Source organism: Helicobacter bizzozeronii (genome assembly GCF_900196775.1).
Taxonomy (GTDB): domain Bacteria; phylum Campylobacterota; class Campylobacteria; order Campylobacterales; family Helicobacteraceae; genus Helicobacter; species Helicobacter bizzozeronii.
Genome location: NZ_FZLB01000016.1, coordinates 25,812 through 44,837, shown reverse-complemented (window position 1 = coordinate 44,837; position 19,026 = coordinate 25,812). Strand labels below are relative to the sequence as shown.

The 19,026-nt window shown below is 46.9% G+C and carries 15 protein-coding genes; 12 read left to right on the top strand and 3 right to left on the bottom strand.

All coding sequences use genetic code 11. The features are described from left to right. The first annotated feature begins 1 nt into the window (after position 1). From C5684_RS02300 to C5684_RS09455, 10 genes are all read left to right on the top strand, one after another. Complete coding sequence (locus C5684_RS02300) at positions 2-1,510, top strand: NADH-quinone oxidoreductase subunit M (protein ID WP_104639299.1); 1,509 nt, start codon at positions 2-4, stop codon at positions 1,508-1,510. After that, positions 1,507-3,027, top strand: a complete 1,521-nt coding sequence (locus tag C5684_RS02295; RefSeq protein WP_104639298.1) for an NADH-quinone oxidoreductase subunit N — start codon at positions 1,507-1,509, stop codon at positions 3,025-3,027. The genes C5684_RS02300 and C5684_RS02295 overlap by 4 nt, the downstream gene beginning before the upstream one ends. Before the next feature lie 25 nt (positions 3,028-3,052). Beyond that, positions 3,053-5,389 (top strand): DUF7494 domain-containing protein, encoded by a 2,337-nt coding sequence (locus C5684_RS02290; RefSeq protein ID WP_233708632.1) that lies wholly within the window; start codon positions 3,053-3,055, stop codon positions 5,387-5,389. Positions 5,390-5,545: 156 nt separating this feature from the next. Beyond that, positions 5,546-5,887 carry a 4Fe-4S binding protein gene (locus tag C5684_RS02285; RefSeq protein WP_013891231.1) on the top strand — a complete coding sequence of 114 codons (342 nt, stop codon included), beginning with the start codon at positions 5,546-5,548 and terminating at the stop codon, positions 5,885-5,887. Further along, positions 5,884-7,014: a 2-oxoglutarate synthase subunit alpha gene (locus C5684_RS02280; protein WP_104639296.1), complete on the top strand. Its 1,131-nt coding sequence runs from the start codon at positions 5,884-5,886 to the stop codon at positions 7,012-7,014. Before C5684_RS02285 ends, C5684_RS02280 begins: the two co-directional genes overlap by 4 nt. Continuing rightward, positions 7,014-7,838, top strand: coding sequence for a 2-oxoglutarate ferredoxin oxidoreductase subunit beta (locus tag C5684_RS02275; RefSeq protein ID WP_104639295.1), 825 nt, complete (start codon positions 7,014-7,016; stop codon positions 7,836-7,838). Before C5684_RS02280 ends, C5684_RS02275 begins: the two co-directional genes overlap by 1 nt. A 1-nt stretch (position 7,839) precedes the next feature. Next, positions 7,840-8,406 carry a 2-oxoacid:acceptor oxidoreductase family protein gene (locus C5684_RS02270; RefSeq protein ID WP_013891228.1) on the top strand — a complete coding sequence of 189 codons (567 nt, stop codon included), beginning with the start codon at positions 7,840-7,842 and terminating at the stop codon, positions 8,404-8,406. Further along, positions 8,351-10,360 carry a diaminopimelate decarboxylase gene (lysA, locus tag C5684_RS02265; protein ID WP_233708631.1) on the top strand — a complete coding sequence of 670 codons (2,010 nt, stop codon included), beginning with the start codon at positions 8,351-8,353 and terminating at the stop codon, positions 10,358-10,360. Before C5684_RS02270 ends, lysA begins: the two co-directional genes overlap by 56 nt. Further along, positions 10,329-11,234: a DUF2156 domain-containing protein gene (locus tag C5684_RS02260; protein WP_104639293.1), complete on the top strand. Its 906-nt coding sequence runs from the start codon at positions 10,329-10,331 to the stop codon at positions 11,232-11,234. Before lysA ends, C5684_RS02260 begins: the two co-directional genes overlap by 32 nt. Before the next feature lie 29 nt (positions 11,235-11,263). After that, positions 11,264-14,080, top strand: a complete 2,817-nt coding sequence (locus C5684_RS09455; RefSeq protein WP_233708630.1) for a hypothetical protein — start codon at positions 11,264-11,266, stop codon at positions 14,078-14,080. Position 14,081: 1 nt separating this feature from the next. Here the strand turns inward: C5684_RS09455 and C5684_RS02250 are convergent, their stop codons facing one another. The 3 genes from C5684_RS02250 to C5684_RS02240 all read right to left on the bottom strand — a co-directional run bounded on the left by C5684_RS02250 (position 14,082) and on the right by C5684_RS02240 (position 18,012). Continuing rightward, positions 14,082-15,758 carry a methyl-accepting chemotaxis protein gene (locus C5684_RS02250; protein WP_104639292.1) on the bottom strand — a complete coding sequence of 559 codons (1,677 nt, stop codon included), beginning with the start codon at positions 15,756-15,758 and terminating at the stop codon, positions 14,082-14,084. 72 nt (positions 15,759-15,830) lie between these two features. Beyond that, entirely contained in the window at positions 15,831-17,399 is a 1,569-nt protein-coding gene (rny, locus tag C5684_RS02245; RefSeq protein WP_104639291.1) for a ribonuclease Y, read from the bottom strand. After that, positions 17,347-18,012 (bottom strand): 5-formyltetrahydrofolate cyclo-ligase, encoded by a 666-nt coding sequence (locus C5684_RS02240; RefSeq protein WP_104639290.1) that lies wholly within the window; start codon positions 18,010-18,012, stop codon positions 17,347-17,349. The genes rny and C5684_RS02240 overlap by 53 nt, the downstream gene beginning before the upstream one ends. Before the next feature lie 91 nt (positions 18,013-18,103). Here C5684_RS02240 and greA point away from each other — a divergent pair, with 91 nt between their 5' ends. Then, positions 18,104-18,598 carry a transcription elongation factor GreA gene (greA, locus tag C5684_RS02235; RefSeq protein ID WP_104639289.1) on the top strand — a complete coding sequence of 165 codons (495 nt, stop codon included), beginning with the start codon at positions 18,104-18,106 and terminating at the stop codon, positions 18,596-18,598. Beyond that, positions 18,585-19,019, top strand: coding sequence for a dUTP diphosphatase (gene dut / locus C5684_RS02230; RefSeq protein ID WP_104639288.1), 435 nt, complete (start codon positions 18,585-18,587; stop codon positions 19,017-19,019). The genes greA and dut overlap by 14 nt, the downstream gene beginning before the upstream one ends. Positions 19,020-19,026 lie beyond the last annotated feature (7 nt).

The following is a 19,026-nucleotide window of genomic DNA, read 5'->3' as shown; positions in this document are numbered from 1 at the left end:
TATGAGCTCAGGTAGTTATTTGTTAAATCTGCTGGTTTTCTTCCCGCTCTTGGCGGCATTACCCATGTTTAAGATTGGCGAACAACATGCACGCGCCTATGCGGTTGTGGTGGCGGGTATTGAGCTTTTGTTGGTGCTGTGTCTGTGGTCTCTTTTTGATTACAGCAAGGGGAATTTGCAATTCCAAAGCAATATCGACTTGCTTGGCAATGGGCTGTTTCTCTTTATATTGGCTGTTGATGGTATTTCGCTCTTTTTGGTGATTCTCAATGCCCTAGTGATTTTCCTAGCCACCCTAGCGGTGCATGAAAACCAAAAACACATGCTCTTATCCCTCTTGCTCTTGGAGGGCATTTTAATGGGCGTGTTTTTAGCCCAAACCCTCTTGATGTTTTATGTGTTTTGGGAGGTGTCGCTCTTGCCCGTGCTCTATATGATCGGGCGTTTTGGGGTCAAGGATCGAGTCTATTCGGGGCTTAAATTTTTCATCTACACCTTTTTAGCCTCTTTAATCATGTTGGTGGGTTTCCTCTACTGGGCTTATGCAAGCTATTTGGCTGCGCGTTCTGGAGTAGCCCCTTCTTCAGTGGCAATTTGGGGGATGACCTTTAGCGACTTTGCCAATTTGAGTGCCTATATCCCCTTGCAAACGCAATTTTGGGTGTTCTTAGCCCTCTTTGCAGGCATAGCCGTTAAAATCCCCATTTTCCCCTTCCATAGCTGGATGCCCCATGCTTATGGGAATGCCCCCATTGTGGGCTCGGTGGTGCTCTCTGCCTTGCTTTTAAAAATGGGGACTTATGCGCTTGTGCGTTTGCTCTTGCCTCTCTTGCCCCATTTGCTCCCCCATTTTTTATTGCCCTTGAGTTTGCTAGCCCTGTGCATGGTGATCTATGCGGGCATTTTGGCTTGTGCGCAAACTGAGATGAAACGCTTGATTGCCTATAGCTCCATGTCGCACATGGGCGTGGCTCTCTTGGGGCTCTATGCGCTCAATGTGGAGGGCGTGGGGGGTGCGATCTTTACGATGTTCTCGCATGGTCTAGTGAGTGCTGGGCTGTTCTTGTTGGTGGGCATGCTTTATGAGCGCCACCCCTCTAGTAAAATCGTGGCTTATCAAGGGGTGGCACATTCCATGCCCGCCTTTGCCACTTGTTTTATGTTCGTGTTGCTGGCTAATGTGGGCATGCCCTTAACCAGTGGCTTTGTGGGCGAGTTTTTAAGCTTGCTGGGCTTTTTTAATGTCTCTCCTTTGATCACCCTACTAGCCGGGAGCACCATCATTTTATCTGCCATCTACATGCTCAATCTGTATAAAAAAGTCTTTTTTGGCGTGCCTAATCGCCCTTCCCAAGCCCTCAAGGATTTATGCGGGCGTGAAAAATTCATCTTAGGCACCCTGATTGCCGCCATTTTGTTTTTTGGGATTTACCCCAAGCCCATTTTAACACCCATTGAAAAGAGCGTGCAGGTTTTGTTAAACACAACGCAACCCCTTAAGGATCAATGATGGACTCTTTACTCTCTTTTCCAGACACGCAAACCATGCAAGAGTTTAACCTGCTCACCTTCTTGCCCCTTTTGATCAGTGCGGGCGGGGGGATTTGCTTGCTCTTGTTGAATGCGTTTAAACGCAGTTTTTCAAGAGACCTCAATGTCTCTTTGGTGATCGTGTTCTTAGCCCTGAATTTATTGGCTGTGTGGGCGCATTGGTCTGGGTTTAATTTCAGGTATTTTGGTGCATGGGAGCAATGGTTGGTAGGGCATGCTTTGGACAATGATGCCATCACCTTTATTGCCCAAACTTTGATCGTGCTGGCCAGTTTGTTGCTCATCATCTTGGTTTTCTCCAAAGAGAGATTTGCCGAGTTCCAAACTCCTGAATTTTACCCCCTCTATTTGTTCATGGTGGCTGGCTTTGAGCTGATGGTTTCTAGCCAACATCTTTTATTGATCCTCATTGGTCTAGAAAGCGCGTCTTTGGCGATGTGCGTGCTGATGGCACTCAATAATAAAAAAGTGGGCATTGAGGCGGGCTTAAAATATTTCACAATGGGCATGCTAGCTAGCGTGTTCTTTGTCTTGGGGGCGGCTTTGTTTTATCTTAAAACGGGGCAATTTAGGCTTTGGCATTTTGGGGATTATTCGGATACCTATTCGCTGTTGCTCACCACGCTTTCTTTAGCCTTTATCATCGGTGCGCTGGGCTTTAAGGTGTCTTTAGTGCCTTTCCACACTTGGATGCCCGATATTTACGAGGGGAATAACCCTGTCTTTGCTGCCTTTATCTCCATTGTGCCTAAAATTGCAGGGCTAGCGGTTCTTATACGCATTATAAACTACGCACTAGTGCCCCCACTTGAGTCCGCGATTTTAAACCTTGCTACAATCTTAATTGCCCTCACCATCACCATCCCCAATGTGCTTGCCCTCTTGCAAAAGGACGCCAAACGCATGATGGCTTATAGCTCGATCTCCCATGCCGGCTTTGCGCTCTTGGGGGTGATCACCAATGGTTCTATCGTTTTCACCTACTGGATTTACTTTCTCTTCACCAATATTGGGGCGTTTGCGTTTTTTTGGTTATTAGCCAACAAGCAAGACTCCCAAGCCTCCAACTACGCCTACCCCTATGAGCGTTTCAATGGGCTCATCAAAACCCACCCCGCATTGGCTTTACTAGGGGCTATCTTTATTTTCTCCCTAGCTGGAATCCCGCCCTTTTCGCTTTTTTGGGGCAAGCTCATTGTTTTACAAGCCCTGATGAGTCAAGGCATGTTTTTGCCCATGGTGATTGTGATCAACAGCGCAATCAGCGTGGCATATTATTTTAAAATCTTGGTGGCGATGTTTTTCAAACCCGCCCCGCAAACCCCTACCCCCTTGAGCAACGCAAGCCCTGCTATTAGCGCGTTGGGCATTTTGATGGCGATCCTGTCTGTATGCCCCTTAATCGGTTTGGGCTTTTACTGGGGGTTAGGGGTAACCCCTGCTTGGGTGTGGCCCTTCCGCCTTTTGATGCCTTGAATCAATGCTAAAAGCCATTGCTCTTTTGCTTCTGTGGGGCGCGTTTTTAAACGCCCTGAACATGACCATCACTAAGGGGCGGGAAAAAGAACAAGATTTTGCCACCCTCACCCTCACGCACAGCACACCCTTTAAATGCGAGCAAGCCAAGATACCTCCCAAAGAAATCGTTTGTATTATAGATGCCATTCCCAAAGCTGGTTTCACGCCTGTGGATACCGAGTTTTTCAGCATCTCCTACACCATGCAAGAGCGGGTTTTTCATTTGCACATCAAGCCCAAATTTAAAGAAAAACTCTTTGCCATCCCCTATGACTATAAACGACACATCCCTATCCAAAAACTTAAACCTAATATGTCTAAAACATGGCAGATTGTGGGCTATCATAGCAAAATCCCCTTTTTGACTCCACAAAACCCCCTAGTGGCTTCCAATCAAGGAATCAATTTCCCCATTCTCATTGAAAATGCCCAAACCCCCTTGATCCAAGAATTAGATGTGGATAATAAACCCCTCACCTACTCTAAGGGGCAGGATTTAGAAGAATATTTGGGCGTGAAACAATCCATCCAGCAAAAAGAATATCTGCAAGCCCTCAAAGCCATTAGCCGTATCTTTAGGGTTTATCCTAACACCCTCTTTAAAAAAGACCTCTACCTCTATGAGATGATTGCTTTGAGTAGCCTCAAAAAGAAACAAGACTTAGTCATCCAAATTGCAAACCAATGGCTTAAATTCTACCCCGCTGATTCCCAAGTCCCCCATGTGCTCTACATGATGGGTAAAGCTTATAGTCAAATTAATTATGACTTGCAAGCTGTAGCGAGTTTTAAGCGTGTTATTATGGAGTATCCCCATGATCGTTATGCCGCACTCGCACAAATGCACTTAGCCGAGCAAGCAAGCAATCGGGGGGATAAAAGTGCCGCCTTAGCTGGATTCCAGAAGGCTTATGGTCAAGCAAAGGACATTGAGAGTGCGAGCAACATTGCCTTCAACTGGGCGCGTTTTGATCTCCAAGACAATGGGGGCAAGAACACCCAACTGATCTTGGACAAAGTCTTAGAAGCCAACCCTCTTTTTTTCGCCCAAAACCCAGCAAAATCCTATGAAACACTTCTAGACTTAAAGGCAAAAGGCATTTTTGAGCCTGCCATTAAAATCGCCCAGCTCTTAGCCGATCAAGATGACGATCCCATCATTAAAGAAAAGGCTGCTTTTGAACTAGGCGCACTCTATGCCAAGAATAACCAACCCGATGAAGCCCACCGCGCTAATCTAGAATATTTAGATAACTATAATAATGCTATCCATGTGGGTTTGGTCAAAAATAGAGATGAAGAAGTTTTATTCTCCATGCATGGGAATTTTGATGACAAAATGGCGCGTTATGACAAAATCTTACAGGAGTTCCCTCTAGGCTCCAAAGAACACCAAAAGGCACTCGATCACAAAGCCAAGTTATTATTATCCCGCAAATACTACACACAGGTTTTAGCCCTAGCCCCTGATTTGAAAAACAATTCGCCCTACATGCAAGAGGCCTTGTTGCATTTGAGTCGATCGGCTTTACAAAGTGGGGATTGCCCCAGATTTAACACCTATGCGGTGCAAATCCACCCCCTAGAACCTAAAAACTTCGATCCTCCTAAGCAATTAAGTGCCTTTGATTGTCTTTATGATGCCGCCCTCTACCAACAAGCCGCCATCTTCTCTCAAGGGGCATTGCAACACAATACACCCAATAAGCTCGCTTGGCTCTATCGAGCAGGGCGCAACCTCTATGCGCTCAATAATTACCCAGACTCCGTGCTGGCAGCCAAAGACGCATTCATGCTAGCCACCCTCAACAAGCAAGAAAAATATTATGACATCGCCTTTACCTTGTTTTTTGACTACATGCAAACCAATAACGCCCCAGAGGCTTTTAAGATTTATAATAAATTGCAAGAACACTTCAAAGACGATGAACGCATGATTGAGGTTTATGCGTTTTTGCTTGAGTATGAAGGCAAGAGCAAGAACAACCCCACCACTTTAGAAATCTACGCTAAAAATCTTATCGCTTTGCAAAAACGATATAAAAACAACAGCTACACGCCCTATGCCCAAGAACAGCTTATCAGCGCATTGATCAGAGGGGACAAACTCCAAGAAGCCTTGCAAGAAAGCAACGCCCTTTTAGATAGAAACCTCGATCCCAAAGATCGCCAAAGGGTTTTGTATAGCAAAGCCACCATTTTAAGACAAGAAAATGATCTAAAAGGGGCTCAAGAAAACTTTCAATCTTGCTTGAATATCCCTCTTGATTCGGCATGGAAAGATTTATGCTCCCAGGCCCTCAACCTATCCAAACCCTGAAGGTGGTGCTGGGTTTAGATGATCCCACAATCTACAAATTTGTTGCAGAGTGTGCCAAGTCCCACATAAAGCCCTTCTTGTTAGTTCTAATTCAGTATTTAAATGCTAGCATGCTGACTCCAAATTTTAAACGATCTAAGGGCATAAGGAGTTAAAATGTCTAAAATGCTAGCCCCTGAGGGTGTGCCGGTTTGGGTGAATGAGCAGAGGTGTAAGGGCTGCGATCTATGCGTCTCGGTATGCCCAGCGGGGGTGCTTGGCATGGGTGTGCGCTTAGACCATGTCTTGGGTAAGGTGGCTAAGGTCGCCTACCCAGAGAGCTGTATTGGGTGTTGCAAGTGCGAATTGGGTTGTCCTGATTTTGCCATTTATGTCGCTGAGAAAAAAGACTTTAAGTTTGCCAAAGTCTCTAAAGAGGCGGAGCAAAGAGGCATCAAGGTGCGCGCTAATCATTATATGTTGCTAGAAGAAAGTGTGGCACAAGGGAGGGGACAATGAGAGAATTAATCTCAGATGGTAACGAATTAGTCGCTCAGGCGGCTATTGATGCGGGTTGTCGCTTTTTTGGGGGCTACCCCATTACGCCCAGCTCGGATATTATGCATGCGATGAGTTTGCTTTTGCCCGCCCATGAGGGGCATTTTATGCAAATGGAAGATGAGATCGGCGGGATTTGCGTGGCTTTGGGGGCGAGCATGAGCGGGGTAAAATCTATGACGGCTAGCTCGGGTCCGGGGATTTCTTTAAAAGTGGAACAGATCGGCTATTCTTACATGACTGAAACGCCCTTAGTGGTCGTGGATGTCATGCGCTCAGGTCCTTCAACGGGCATGCCCACACGGGTCGCACAAGGGGATATTAGCTTTTTAAAACACCCCATCCATGGTGATTTCCAATCTGTAACCTTGGCTCCGGGCAACTTGCAAGAAGCCTACACAGAGACCATCCGCGCCTTTAATTTGGCTGAAAAACTCATGACTCCGGTTTTCTTGGTGTTGGATGAAACCATTGGGCATATGTATGGGCGGGTGGAGTTACCCGACTTGGAGGCTGTGCAAAAAAGTATCATTAACCGCCGTGTGTTTAAGGGCGATCCTAAGGATTATAAACCCTATGGCGTGCCTTTAGATGAGTCTGCCATCCTCAATCCCTTTTTTACCGGTTATCGCTACCATGTAACCGGGTTGCACCACGATGCGATCGGCTTCCCCACAGAGGATGCCAAAGTGGGGGGCGAATTGATGGATCGCCTCTTTAATAAGATCAATTCCCAAGCAGAGTCGGTGAATTTGAATGAAGAGATCGACATAGAGGGGGCGGACTTGTTGGTGATCGGGTATGGTTCTAGTGCCCTGTGCATCAAAGAAGCCCTAAGGGATTTGAAAACACAGAATTACCCTAAGAAAGTGGGCTTTTTTAGACCCCTGACCCTGTGGCCTAGCCCACGCAAACGGCTACAAGAGCTGGGCAAGCAATTTGAAAAAATCTTGGTGGTCGAGCTCAATAAGGGGCAGTATATCCATGAGATCGAGCATGTGATGCACCGCAAAGTTACGGGCTTATTGCAAGCCAATGGCAGACCCTTCAGCCCCAAACAAATCATGGCTAAAATCAAGGAGTTATAATGGCGTTTAACTACGATGAATATTTGCGTGTCGAGCGCACACCCACGCTTTGGTGTTGGGGCTGTGGGGATGGCGTTATTTTAAAGTGTATTATCCGTGCCATCGATAGCTTGGGCTGGAATATGGATGATGTGTGCTTGGTGAGCGGGATTGGGTGCAGCGGGCGGATGAGTTCGTATGTGAATTGTAACACCGTGCACACCACGCATGGGCGCGCATTAGCCTATGCCACCGGGATCAAAATGGCCAACCCCAGTAAGCATGTGATCGTGGTCTCTGGCGATGGGGATAGCTTTGCCATTGGAGGCAACCACACCATCCACGCTTGTAGGCGTAACATTGATTTAAACTTGGTTTTGGTGAATAACTTCATCTACGGGCTGACTAATTCGCAAACCTCCCCCACCACGCCCAATGGCATGTGGACGGTAACCGCTCAAAGTGGCAATATTGATAACCACTTTGATCCATGCCAGATCACCATGGCGGCTGGGGCAACCTTTGTAGCCCGTGAGAGTGTTTTAGACCCTAAAAAGCTAGAACGGGTGCTAGTAGAGGGCTTTAAGCACAAGGGCTTTAGCTTTGTGGATGTGCATAGTAATTGCCATATCAATTTGGGGCGTAAAAATAAAATGGCACAAGCCGCCCAAACTTTGGAATGGATCGCCTCTAGGCTGGTGAGCCAACGTGCGTATGAGCAGTTAAGCCCTGAAGAGAGGGAGGATAAATACCCCACGGGCATTTTAAAACAAGACCTATCTAAAGTGGAATATTGCGAGGCGTATGCGGGCGTGATCAAAAAGGCTAAAAAAGAGAGGAGCTAACATGGAATTGCAATTACGATTTACGGGCGTGGGGGGGCAGGGGGTGCTTTTAGCCGGTGAAATTTTGGCAGAAGCTAAGATCGCCTCGGGAGGGTTTGGCACCAAGACTTCTACCTACACCAGCCAAGTTAGGGGCGGACCCACCAAAGTGGATATTATTTTGAACTCTGAGGAGATCATTTACCCCTATGCCAAAAGTGGGGAGATTGATTTTATGCTCTCTGTGGCACAAAGTAGCTACATACTGTTTAAGGACGATGTCAAAGATGGGGGGGTTGTGGTGGTCGATCCCAACCTTGTCAAACCCAGCGCACAAGATGAAGCGCGCTTGCAACTTTATAAAATCCCCATTATTAGCATCGCTAAAGATGAGGTGGGTAATATCATCACGCAATCGGTGGTAGCGTTGGCGATCACGACTATTTTAATGGAATGCGTGGATCGCAATCAGGTGATCCAAACGATGATCTCTAAAGTCCCCGCAAAAGTAGCCGAGCTCAACAAAAAAGCCTTTGAGATCGGGGAAGCCCACGCCCTCAAAGCCCTACAAGCCCAAAAGATTTCTTAAACCCCCCATGCTGGAGCTAGCCCAAATCCAAGAGATCGCCACCCAACATGCCACGCCCTTTTATCTCTACGATTTGGATCGCATAGAAAGTAGGTTTGCCGATTTTAAAGAAGTTTTCAAGGGCAAAAAATCCTTAATTTGCTATGCGCTCAAGGCTAATTCTAATTTAGCCCTCTTGCAACACTTGGCAAAATTGGGCTGTGGGGCTGATTGTGTTTCCATCTATGAAGTGCGTAAAGCCCTTTTAGCTGGGATCAAGCCCTACCACATCATTTTTAGCGGGGTGGGTAAATTAGAACATGAAATCAGCCTTGCCCTCACTAGCAAGATTTTATTTTTAAATGTGGAGTCCTTTGCAGAATTGCATTTGATCGAGCGTATCGCCCGCAATTTGGGGCTACAAGCCCGTATCTCTGTGCGTGTCAATCCTAATATTGACGCACTCACCCACCCCTATATCTCTACTGGACTTTGGGAAAATAAATTCGGGGTGGAGGAAAAAGAAGCGGTGCAGATGTTCATGTTTGCCAAGCAGTCCGCTTTTTTAGAGCCAATTGCGATGCAATTTCATATTGGCTCCCAGCTCACCGACCTAGCCCCCTTAAGCGAGGCTTGCACCAAGATGGGGGCGTTGGCGCGTTTTTTGGTGGCTAGTGGGGTGGAGCTCAAATTTTTTGATGTGGGCGGGGGGCTTGGGATTGATTATAGCCAAGAGCAAAATCAAAGCTTAATCGATTTGAATGCCTATGCTAGTGCCATTTTCCAAGCCCTCAAGGAATTAGATTTAACCATCATCTGTGAGCCCGGGCGTAAAATTGTCGGGGATAGCGGGGTGCTGGTTAGCCAAGTCCAATACACCAAGCACAATGAACGCAAGCATTTTGCGATCATCGATGCGGGGATGAATGATTTTTTACGCCCTGCCCTCTACCAAGCCACCCACCCCATCTACACCACCAGCGATCCAACTAACCCCAAACAAACTTACGATCTAGTGGGACCCATTTGTGAAAGTGCGGATTGCTTTGCTAGGGGGGTGCAATTACCCACGCTTAAACGGGGAGACTTGGTGATCCTAGATAAAGTGGGGGCTTATGGGGCGAGCATGGCTAGCCATTATAATAGCCGCCCTAAAATCCTAGAGTTAGGCTTAAGCCAAGGCATGCTTAAAGTGCTTAAACCCAAAGAAAAATTAGCCCACATGATCAGCGATGAGTTGGGTTGTTTGGGCGTGGAGAATTTAGGGCAAAGCCGCGCTCAAATCGATCATTTGGATCAACAAATTAGCACATTGTTGCAACAACGCTTGCAAATCGCGCGCCAAATCGCCCAGCACAAGCAAAGCTTGGGGCTCAAGAGCTACTATCCCGTGCGTGAAGCCCAGATTTTTAAGGGAGTGGGTAAGGGCTTGGAGAGCATTTTTACGGAAATCTTAGGGGTTTCACGCAGTTTGCTAGGTCCAGAGAAAATCGGGTTTTGTGGTTTGGAGGGGGATATACGCCGTGCCTTTGGGCAAAGTGCATCTTTGCAGGAATTAGACCCCCCAGCTTTGATCCAAGCCCTGCAAGAAGGGGGGATAGACTTTGGGGCGTTCTTAGTGCAAGAGTGCTTAAAAGACATGATACCTGCCCTGCTTGCTGGTAAAATCAAGGCGATCCACTCTTTGGAATTTGCTAAGCGTTGGTATTTGGTGGTGGCTAGGGCGGATTTTGCCCTGCATGCGGAGGACATCTTAGAGAAAAAAAGTGCGCTGTATTGCTTGCATGCAACCCTAGAATTTTTAACCCAAAGCCTCAAGCCTGCTAAACTCTGCCATGCCCACCCTTTGGGCACGCACCTATTATTAGAAGTGGCACACACCTCAGCCCCCCAAAGTATCCTAGATGCCCTCACTTTTTGCCAACCCACCAATTTGGGCACTTATGCCAGTGTGGAGCCTCGATTTGGATTTTAAACCCATTGGACTTGCTGATAAACCCCTGATTGATGGTTTTTTAGCCCGTGATGCCTTTGGCGTTTCTGATGTGCATTTTAATAATTTATATCTGTGGCGTAAAGCCAGAGAAATTAGCTACACGATCATCCATGATTGCTTGATTATTGCCACTAAATACCCCGATCAAGCCCCCTTTTATTTTTACCCCATCGGGCTTGGGGATAAAAAAGCCGTCTTGCAAGCTTTGATCGCGCATGCCCCCCACCCCCTAGAATTACGCGCCCTGCAAAGCCAACATGTAGCCCAGCTAGAAGCATTTTTCCCCAATGCCTTTGCAATCACGCCCATACGGGATCGCTTTGACTACATTTACAGCGTGTCTGAGCTCATCACCCTAAGTGGTAAGAAATTCCATAAAAAGAAAAACCACCTCAATGCATTTTTAAAAACTCACCCGCATTTTAGCTTTGAGTCCATTAGCCCCCACAATATAGACCCGCTCATGGAAGTTTTGCAAGAATGGCATGCCCTAGATGATCCCCAAGATGTGGGGCTAGCCCAAGAACATAAAGGCATCTTAGAAGCCTTGCAAGTCTATGACCAGCTGGGCATGCAAGGGGGGGTGATCAAAATTGGGGATAAAATCGTGGCGATGAGTTTTGGAGAAATGATCCAAAAAGACATGGCTTTAATCCACATTGAAAAAGCCAGCCCCCATGTGCGTGGGGCTTACCAGATGATCAACCAACAACTTTTAGCCCATGCCTTTTCTACTTGTGCATGGGTCAATCGGGAGGAAGATTTGGGCATTGAGGGCTTAAGGCAGGCCAAAATGGGCTATCACCCCGCTTACTTGCTAGAAAAACACCACGCCATTTTGAAAAATCCATAACCATTGCCTAATATTGGCTACAATGGGGCATGCAAAATTATAATTTCCAAACCCTCTCTGAAGAGCCCCTAAAAGCGGCACTTTACCAACGCTATTTTAAGAGTTTTGCCTACAGCGCACACAAGATCGACTTTGTGATCAGCAAGAAACACCCGCAAGGCTTGATCCCCCTGATCTGGGCGGAGGGCAAGAAGGGCAAAAGCGATCTGCAAAAGTCTTTCACGCAATTACTCTTAACCATTGGCAAACACCGGTTTTTCACGCATGAAACCCCGCTTTACTTGGGGGTTTTTGACGCTTATTGTTTTGCCTTTGTGCGTTACGACTCGGATATGAGCGCCCTTTTTTACCAAGACATCAATTTTAACACCACGCCCAGCAACCACAACAGCCCCGAGTTTTTGCAATGCCACCAACTTTTTCAAGATTTCTTCAAGCCCCTTTACTTCCAATTTGCCACCCAAGAAAAAGAACTGACAGAATTTGTTAAAAACCTAGCCCATACCCCTTTGGAGCAAATCCCCATTGACACGAATAACTTTGTGCATGTCTATCACAAGTGGTTAGAGAGTGTCAAACCCAGTATCAGCATTGATTGGAAAAAGGCGGGGGATATTTTAGATACAGATTTTTATCTAGCCGATTTGTTGAGCGCAGAAAATAACACCTTGCCAGACAATCTCAACACGCTTTTAAAAAACGATCATTATGCTTTCAATAAAATCCAAAATCTAGCCGGGTTTTTTAACTTCGACAGCACGGGCTTTAAGGACAACCAACAAGCCCACAAGGAGTTTTGGAGCGTTTATAAACGCCCACCCGCACAGGAGTTTTGGGATCATATCTTAGAGAGACGCGATCTTTTAGTGCCCCTAGATGTGAGAGAACGCAAGGGGGCGTTTTTCACCCCCAAAATTTGGGTGGAAAAGTCGCAAGAATATTTGCGGGCGTGCTTGGGGGCGCATTTCCAAGAGGAATATTACATCTGGGATTTAGCCGCTGGCACGGGTAATTTACTCTTGGGACTGAGTAACCCCGAACGCATTTATGCGAGCACCCTAGATCAAAACGATGTGGGGATTTTAAAACAAAGGGCAGCAAACAAGCAACTCCCCATCTTAGAAGATCACATTTTCAAATTTGACTTTTTAGACGACTCGTTTGACAAACTCCCAGACACACTACAAGCCATCTTAAAAGACCCCAATAAATGCGCCAAACTCATCATTTACATCAACCCCCCCTATGCCGAAGCCGGGAGCAAGACCCAAATTGCCAAAACGGGTAGGAATAAAGGGGGCGTAGCTAATTCGCCCATGGCTAAGACTTATGCTAAAGAATTGGGCAAGGCAAAAAACGAATTATTCGCCCAATTTTTCATGCGGATTATTAAAGAGATCGCCCTTGTCAAATCCCAACCAAAAGAAGCCCCCCTTGCGGGGGAGAGCTCTTATGAACGACTATACCACACAAACTTAAGCCCTAAAAAAGAGAGCTTAATGTATAATACGCGCTCAGAGCCCTTACCATGTTTAGCCATGGCTGGCTCCTTAAAGTGGGATGTTGCCCCCTTACAGGGGCACACTGATTCTACTAAATCCCCCCTTAAAATCCATGGTCCCATCTTAGCCAGTTTCTCCACGCTCAAATACTTAAACTCCTCTAATTTCAAAACTTTTAGAGCACATTTTAAGGCGCGTTTTTTGGGGGGCTTTATGGTCCCAGCCTCTAGTTTTGATAATGTCAAGGGGAGTTTCCCCATCGGGTTTTTGGTGTGGGATTTGGGGCGTGGGGCTTACCCAAAAAACCCAGAGTTAGAAGCCCCCCAAGAGGGGGGAGACCCATCAACCTTTCTTGTAAATCAAGATTTTAAGCCCCAAAAAAGAGACCTTGATATACAATACGGGCATGGAGTCTTTAGCATTCTTGCGCATGCTAACTCCCTTGTTCCGGATTTGCCCCCAAAGCGGGGGCACACCGATTTTACCCTAACTTCTCTTAATCCCCCCATTTTCTTAGACATTTACGATTTGGCGGGGAATTTTTTGGGGGTCAAGGGGTTTGGGGCGCATTTGGATCGCACCAAAAGCATTATAGAGTGGTTGCGGGGCTTTTATGACAAAAAAGGCGACACCCTAGCCTATATGCGTATGGCAGGCTCAGACATGCAAAACAATAGCACCATATTTTTTACCAACACCCTAAGCCCCAATGACATTAAAAAACACCTTTTTACTTGCGTGAGTGCTAAAAACCTCCTCCCCATGTCTGTCTATTTCGCCGTGCGGCATTGCACCCCCCACACATGGATCAACCATAACGATCAATTCCACGCCCCCTATAATGATACATGGCAACATGATTTGGAATTTTTACATGATTGCTTGGCTTTCATGCTTTTGCACTCCAAAAACCGCATCTCTTGTGTGCATGGGATCAACCACTTCATCCCCTTTAGCGAAACCTCTATTAATGCCAAAGCCGCCTATAAAAGCCATGCCCTCCTAGATTTTCTAAAGGGCAAGCCAAAAGCCCACCTCTTTAGCCCCCTTAATACGCCCCCCACCTTTAGCCCCCTAGCCCTTGAACTCTTGCAAGCCGGGCAGGCTCTGTATGCCTATTACCACCACCAAGCCGGGCACACCCAAGATTATAACCCCAATGCCGGACTCTATGACATCAAGGAATTTTTCAGCGGACGCAATGCTCGGGGCGTGCTTAACCCCCCCAGCACATCTAAAGATGAACACTATAAAACCCTCTATGCCGCCCTCAAAGACACGCTCAACGCCCTAGCCAAGCAAATCCAGCCCAAAGTCTGGGCGTATGGCTTTTTGAGGGAATGATTTAAGTTTTAAACTGGTTGATGTCGGCATCTAAGTCTGTGGTGGAGGTGTGTAAGGATTTTGCCAAATTGGCAATCTGCGTGGCGTTATCCAAAGTTTTATGCGTGGTGCTCTCCACTTGGGTGAGTTTGCCCGCCATGTCCTTAATACTCTGCCCGGTTTGGGTGTAGTTGGCAATAAAATCATGGGTGTTTTGCACCACCACGCCCACATCTATGCTCATGTTCTTAAATTTCTCCTGCACTTCCAAGCTCCCCATGCTCAATTCCTCGATCTTCTTGGAATTTAAATTCATCTGCGTGCTCACATCATTAATCTCTTGCACGATAAGCCCGATCGTGGAGTTGATTTCTGCCAAACTCTTTTGAGTCCGCCCGGCTAAGTTACGCACCTCATCAGCCACCACCGCAAAACCCCGTCCATGCTCGCCCGCCCGGGCGGCCTCAATCGCCGCATTCAAGGCTAATAAATTGGTCTGATCGGCGATGTCATTGATGATGTGCAAGATATTTTTCACACTATCAGCATTCTTACTCAAATGCTCCACTTTGGTGGCTAATTCCTCCTCTGTCTTAGCTGCCTCTAGGATACGGGCTAACATGGTGGCTAGCGAGGTGTTGGATTGCTCGATGGCTTGTTGGGTTTGCAATAATTTCTCCCCCACCCCCTTAGCCTCTTGCACGGATTGGAGCACGCCAGAGGATAGCTCATTGGATTGCAAATGCAAGGCATTGATCATGCCGGCATTTTCTTTGAGATTGACATGGCTACTGGTGATTAAGGAGTTGAGTTGCTCGGCTAGGGCTTTGTTACCCACACTGCTATTTTTCATGGTTTTCACAAAGGCTTGGATTTTTTCTACAAAGGTGTTGATCCCAAGCCCAGCTTGCCCGATCTCATCACTGCGGCTACCAATCTCGATTCTCTTGGTTAAATCCTTATCCCCCTGCCCGAAATTGTGTATTTTAGTAACTAGATTGTTTAATTGCCTCACAACCGTTACGCGCATAAGAATCGTGGAAATGAGAATCAAACACGCCATCACGCCCCCAATCCAAAACATCAAAACCCGGGAGTTCGCTAAAACCTCCTTGCGTGATTGTTTCTCTAGGGCATCAAATTCTTTTAAAATATCGCTGTAATAAGAGGAAGTTACGATGATCATGCCACTGGTGGGATCATAATGGCTATAAGCCACTTTGGGCTCGGGCACGCCCCCTGCTACTTTGGGCATTTTGTAATGGGTGAATCCGCCCCCCTTGTTGGCTTCCTCGATATAGCCTCTAACATAATGCACCCCATCAACACTGGTTAAATCCAACCCGCTTTGACCCACTGTGCTTGGATTGACTGGATCAAAAAGCACCTTGCCCTGCCTATCCACCGCCACAATATAGATAATGCCCCGATCATCGTTGATCTCTTGAAAATAGGTCAGAGTGGATTTTAACGCCTCCTCTTTGGATTGGATCTTATAATAGTGTTTGATCCCCTCCTCGATGATCTCATACATGTAACGCAAAGAGACCTCTTTTTTCTTGATCCCATCTTCTTGCATGATATTCACCAAATTTTTAACCAAGTGGTGTTGTTTGTAGTCTGCCACCATCACGACAATCACCCCCATGATCACTAAGGACAACAAAATGTTCCCTAAAATTTTCGTCCCCAATTTCACCTCGCCCCTTTCAAAAAAGATTAAAACCTTTGAAGCGATCGCATTTTAACATGATTTTGGCAAGACTAAGATTTAACGCGCCACCGCTCTGGCATGCCTTTCGCGGATCACATGCACCACCACCTCACCGGGGTATTGCAAATTGTTTTGGATTTCTCTAGCAATATCCCGGGCTAAAAGGGGGATTTTGGCATCGTTGATTTTCTCAGGGCACACGATCACACGCACTTCCCGCCCTGCATCCATCGCAAAGACCTTTTCCACCCCACTTTTTTGGCTGGCAATGCGTTCCAAATCCTGCATGCGGTTTAAGAAGTTCTCATTTTCCTTGCGTCTGGCTCCCGGGCGGCTAGCTGAGAGGGCATCGGCGGCACACACCGCCGCACATTCAATGCTCTTGATCTCCTCGCGATCGTGGTGGGCAAAGATGGCATTGAGCACCACCGGGTGTTCGTTGTGCCGTCTGCACACCTCCGCCCCCAATTCCACATGATCGCCCCCATGTTCGGGTGTTAGAGCTTTGCCAATGTCATGCAAAATCCCGGCTCTGCGGGCTAATTTGCAATCCCCCCCTAATTGCTCGGTGATCGTCCCAGCCAAAATAGCGACCTCTATAGAGTGGATCAAGGCATTTTGCCCGTAACTGGTGCGGTAACGCATACGCCCTAGTAGCTGTTTGAGTTCCTCATGCATGGAATCTAGCTTGAGATCTAAGATCACTTCCTCAGCCTCCTGTAAAATCGCCTCCTCCATGCCCGCCTCCACCCGTTTATAAACCATCTCAATGCGCGCAGGCTGGATACGCCCATCTTGGATCAACTGCTCTAAAGTTTTGGTGGCGATCTCACGCCGATACAGATTAAAGCAGCTTAAAGTGATGGTCTTAGACTCCTCATCAATGATCACTTCCACGCCACTAATGCGTTTGAAGGTGTCGATGTTTTTGCCCTCCTTGCCAATGATTCGCCCAATGAATTCGCTATCAGGCAAGGCAACCACGCTGGTTAAATTCTCCATTGCAAAACTGCTGGCAAAACGCGCGGTGGCTTGGGCGATGATAAAATGTGCGCGCTCTTTGGCTTCTTTCTTGGCTTGTTTTTCATAGCGCCGAATCAACGCGCTTTTTTGCAAGATCAAATCCTCCTCCAAACGGCGTAACACGATCTCTTGAGCCTCCTCTTTAGTATAACCCGCACATTCCATGAGGGCATCTAGGGCTTCTTGTTTGAGTTTGGCGCATTCTAAAGAGATTTGTTCTTGGGTGTGTTTTTCTCTTTGGAGCTCTTGTTGGAAGGCTTGGAGCTCTTGCTTGGTTTGGTTGAGCTGTTGGTTTTGTTGATTCCATTGCTTTTTTTGCTGGTTTTCATAGGATTTGAGCGCGTCTAATTTGTTTTGGTAATCTTGGGCGTTTTCTTGCATTTGGCGGGCGTATTCTTGTTGGAGTTGCTGGATCAAGGTTTGGGACTCGACCTCTTTGCTTTGGTAGAGCACTTGGGCTTGATAAAGCAACATATCCGCCTTCGCTCTTGCCTGCTTGAGGATACTTTGGCGTTGGGTGTTCAAAAAACGCCGAGTCAGCCAAAAGACACTAGCGCCCGTAAGAACGCATAAGGACAGCGTGTTTAAAACGATATTTGTCATTAGATTTCCTTTTGATTTTGTTTTGGAGTTGGTAGAGATGGTTTTGATCCACACATAAAGAGGCAGAAATGTCATGGGCTTGCCCTAAGAGTTGGGGCGTGTAGAGAAGTTTTCTGCTGATAAAGATCGTGTAGGGGCGTGTTTTGAGGGTGGCAAAAAAGCGATCATAAAAGCCTTTGCCAAAACCAATACGCAAAAAAGCCCCCTCTAAGCCCAAAATCGGCACCAACACCACATCTAAAGTTGGGGTCGCTAAACTTGAGAGGCGTGGCTCTAAAATCTGGTGAGCATTTTTTTGCAAGGGCAGGCGGTAGGGCGCAATTTTCAAGCCCTGTGCTTGGGTGATGGGTGCTAATAACTTTGCTTTAGGGCGCAACCATTTAATCAAGGCTCTAATGTCTGCCTCTCTTGGCATGGGGGAGTAGATCAAAATATGGCGGGCTTTGAGGGGGCTCAAAATGGCTTTCAAACGCATGGTGATCTTGTGATCTCTAATGTCCCATGCGCTTTGGGCACGCCATACCCTCTTGCATGCTGCCCGGAAACTCTCTTTGGAAAAGTGGGGGTCTTTTAGAGTTTGGATGTTACGCCTTTCAAGTTTGCTAGAACGCATATTAACACAACCCCCCTCGCTTTTGCTTTAGGCGTGTTTAATAGCCCTTTAACCATGCTTTTTATATAATCCGAGTTTGCACTAAGGAGAGTTGATGAAAGAACCCATGAGCGTTTATGGTTATGAAAAGATTCGTGCCGAATTAAAGAGGCTCAAGGAAGTGGAGCGCCCCCATATTGTCAAAGAAATCGATCGGGCTAGAGAGCATGGCGACTTAAAAGAAAATGCCGAATACCATGCTGCTAAAGAGAAGCAAGCTTTTATTGAGGCACGCATTAATGATTTGAGCCGCCTTTTAGCCAACGCCCAAGTGATCGATCCTTCCACTTTGAGCCACCAAAAAGTGAGTTTTGGGAGCACGGTTAAAATCCTCAACTTGGACACAGACAAAGAGTATTCTTACACCATCGTGGGGAGTGTGGAGAGCGACCCGGCTAGGGGGTTGATCTCTTGTGGTTCGCCCATTGCCAAAGGTTTGATGGGTAAGCAAAAGGGCGATGAGGTGAGTGTGGTTTTACCCTCGGGAGAAAATGAGTTTGAGATTTTAGACATCTATTATCAAGACATCAATTATGCCCAAGATTAAAATCCAAAAACTCCACCCGGATGCTAAAATCCCGCATTACCAAAGCCCCGGGGCTAGCGGGTTTGATCTGTGTGCTTTGCAAGCCTTAGAAATTGCCCCCAAAAGTATCGCTTTGGTGCACACGGGGTTAGCCATGGAGCTAGAGGCGGGTTTAGAGGTGCAAGTGCGCTCCAGATCGGGGTTGGCTTTAAAGCACCAAATCATGGTTTTAAACTCTCCGGGCACCATTGATAGCGACTATCGGGGGGAATTGCAGGTGATTTTGATGAATTTAGGCAATGCGCCCTTTAGCATTAAAGCAGGCGATCGCATCGCCCAAGCGGTGCTCTCCTCTGTGTATAGGGCAGAATTTGAAGAAGTGGGGGTGTTGGGGGCGAGCTTGAGGGGAACTAGGGGCTTTGGGAGTTCTGGGATACAATAGGGAGCTA

Bases quoted from the DNA above. Each gene is read 5' to 3' on its own strand.
- C5684_RS02300 (WP_104639299.1), top strand. From the start codon at position 2: ATGAGCTCAGGTAGTTATTTGTTAAATCTGCTGGTTTTCTTCCCGCTC.
- C5684_RS02295 (WP_104639298.1), top strand. From the start codon at position 1,507: ATGATGGACTCTTTACTCTCTTTTCCAGACACGCAAACCATGCAAGAG.
- C5684_RS02285 (WP_013891231.1), top strand. From the start codon at position 5,546: ATGTCTAAAATGCTAGCCCCTGAGGGTGTGCCGGTTTGGGTGAATGAG.
- C5684_RS02280 (WP_104639296.1), top strand. From the start codon at position 5,884: ATGAGAGAATTAATCTCAGATGGTAACGAATTAGTCGCTCAGGCGGCT.
- C5684_RS02275 (WP_104639295.1), top strand. From the start codon at position 7,014: ATGGCGTTTAACTACGATGAATATTTGCGTGTCGAGCGCACACCCACG.
- C5684_RS02270 (WP_013891228.1), top strand. From the start codon at position 7,840: ATGGAATTGCAATTACGATTTACGGGCGTGGGGGGGCAGGGGGTGCTT.
- C5684_RS02260 (WP_104639293.1), top strand. From the start codon at position 10,329: ATGCCAGTGTGGAGCCTCGATTTGGATTTTAAACCCATTGGACTTGCT.
- C5684_RS09455 (WP_233708630.1), top strand. From the start codon at position 11,264: ATGCAAAATTATAATTTCCAAACCCTCTCTGAAGAGCCCCTAAAAGCG.
- rny (WP_104639291.1), bottom strand. From the start codon at position 17,399: ATGACAAATATCGTTTTAAACACGCTGTCCTTATGCGTTCTTACGGGC.
- C5684_RS02240 (WP_104639290.1), bottom strand. From the start codon at position 18,012: ATGCGTTCTAGCAAACTTGAAAGGCGTAACATCCAAACTCTAAAAGAC.
- dut (WP_104639288.1), top strand. From the start codon at position 18,585: ATGCCCAAGATTAAAATCCAAAAACTCCACCCGGATGCTAAAATCCCG.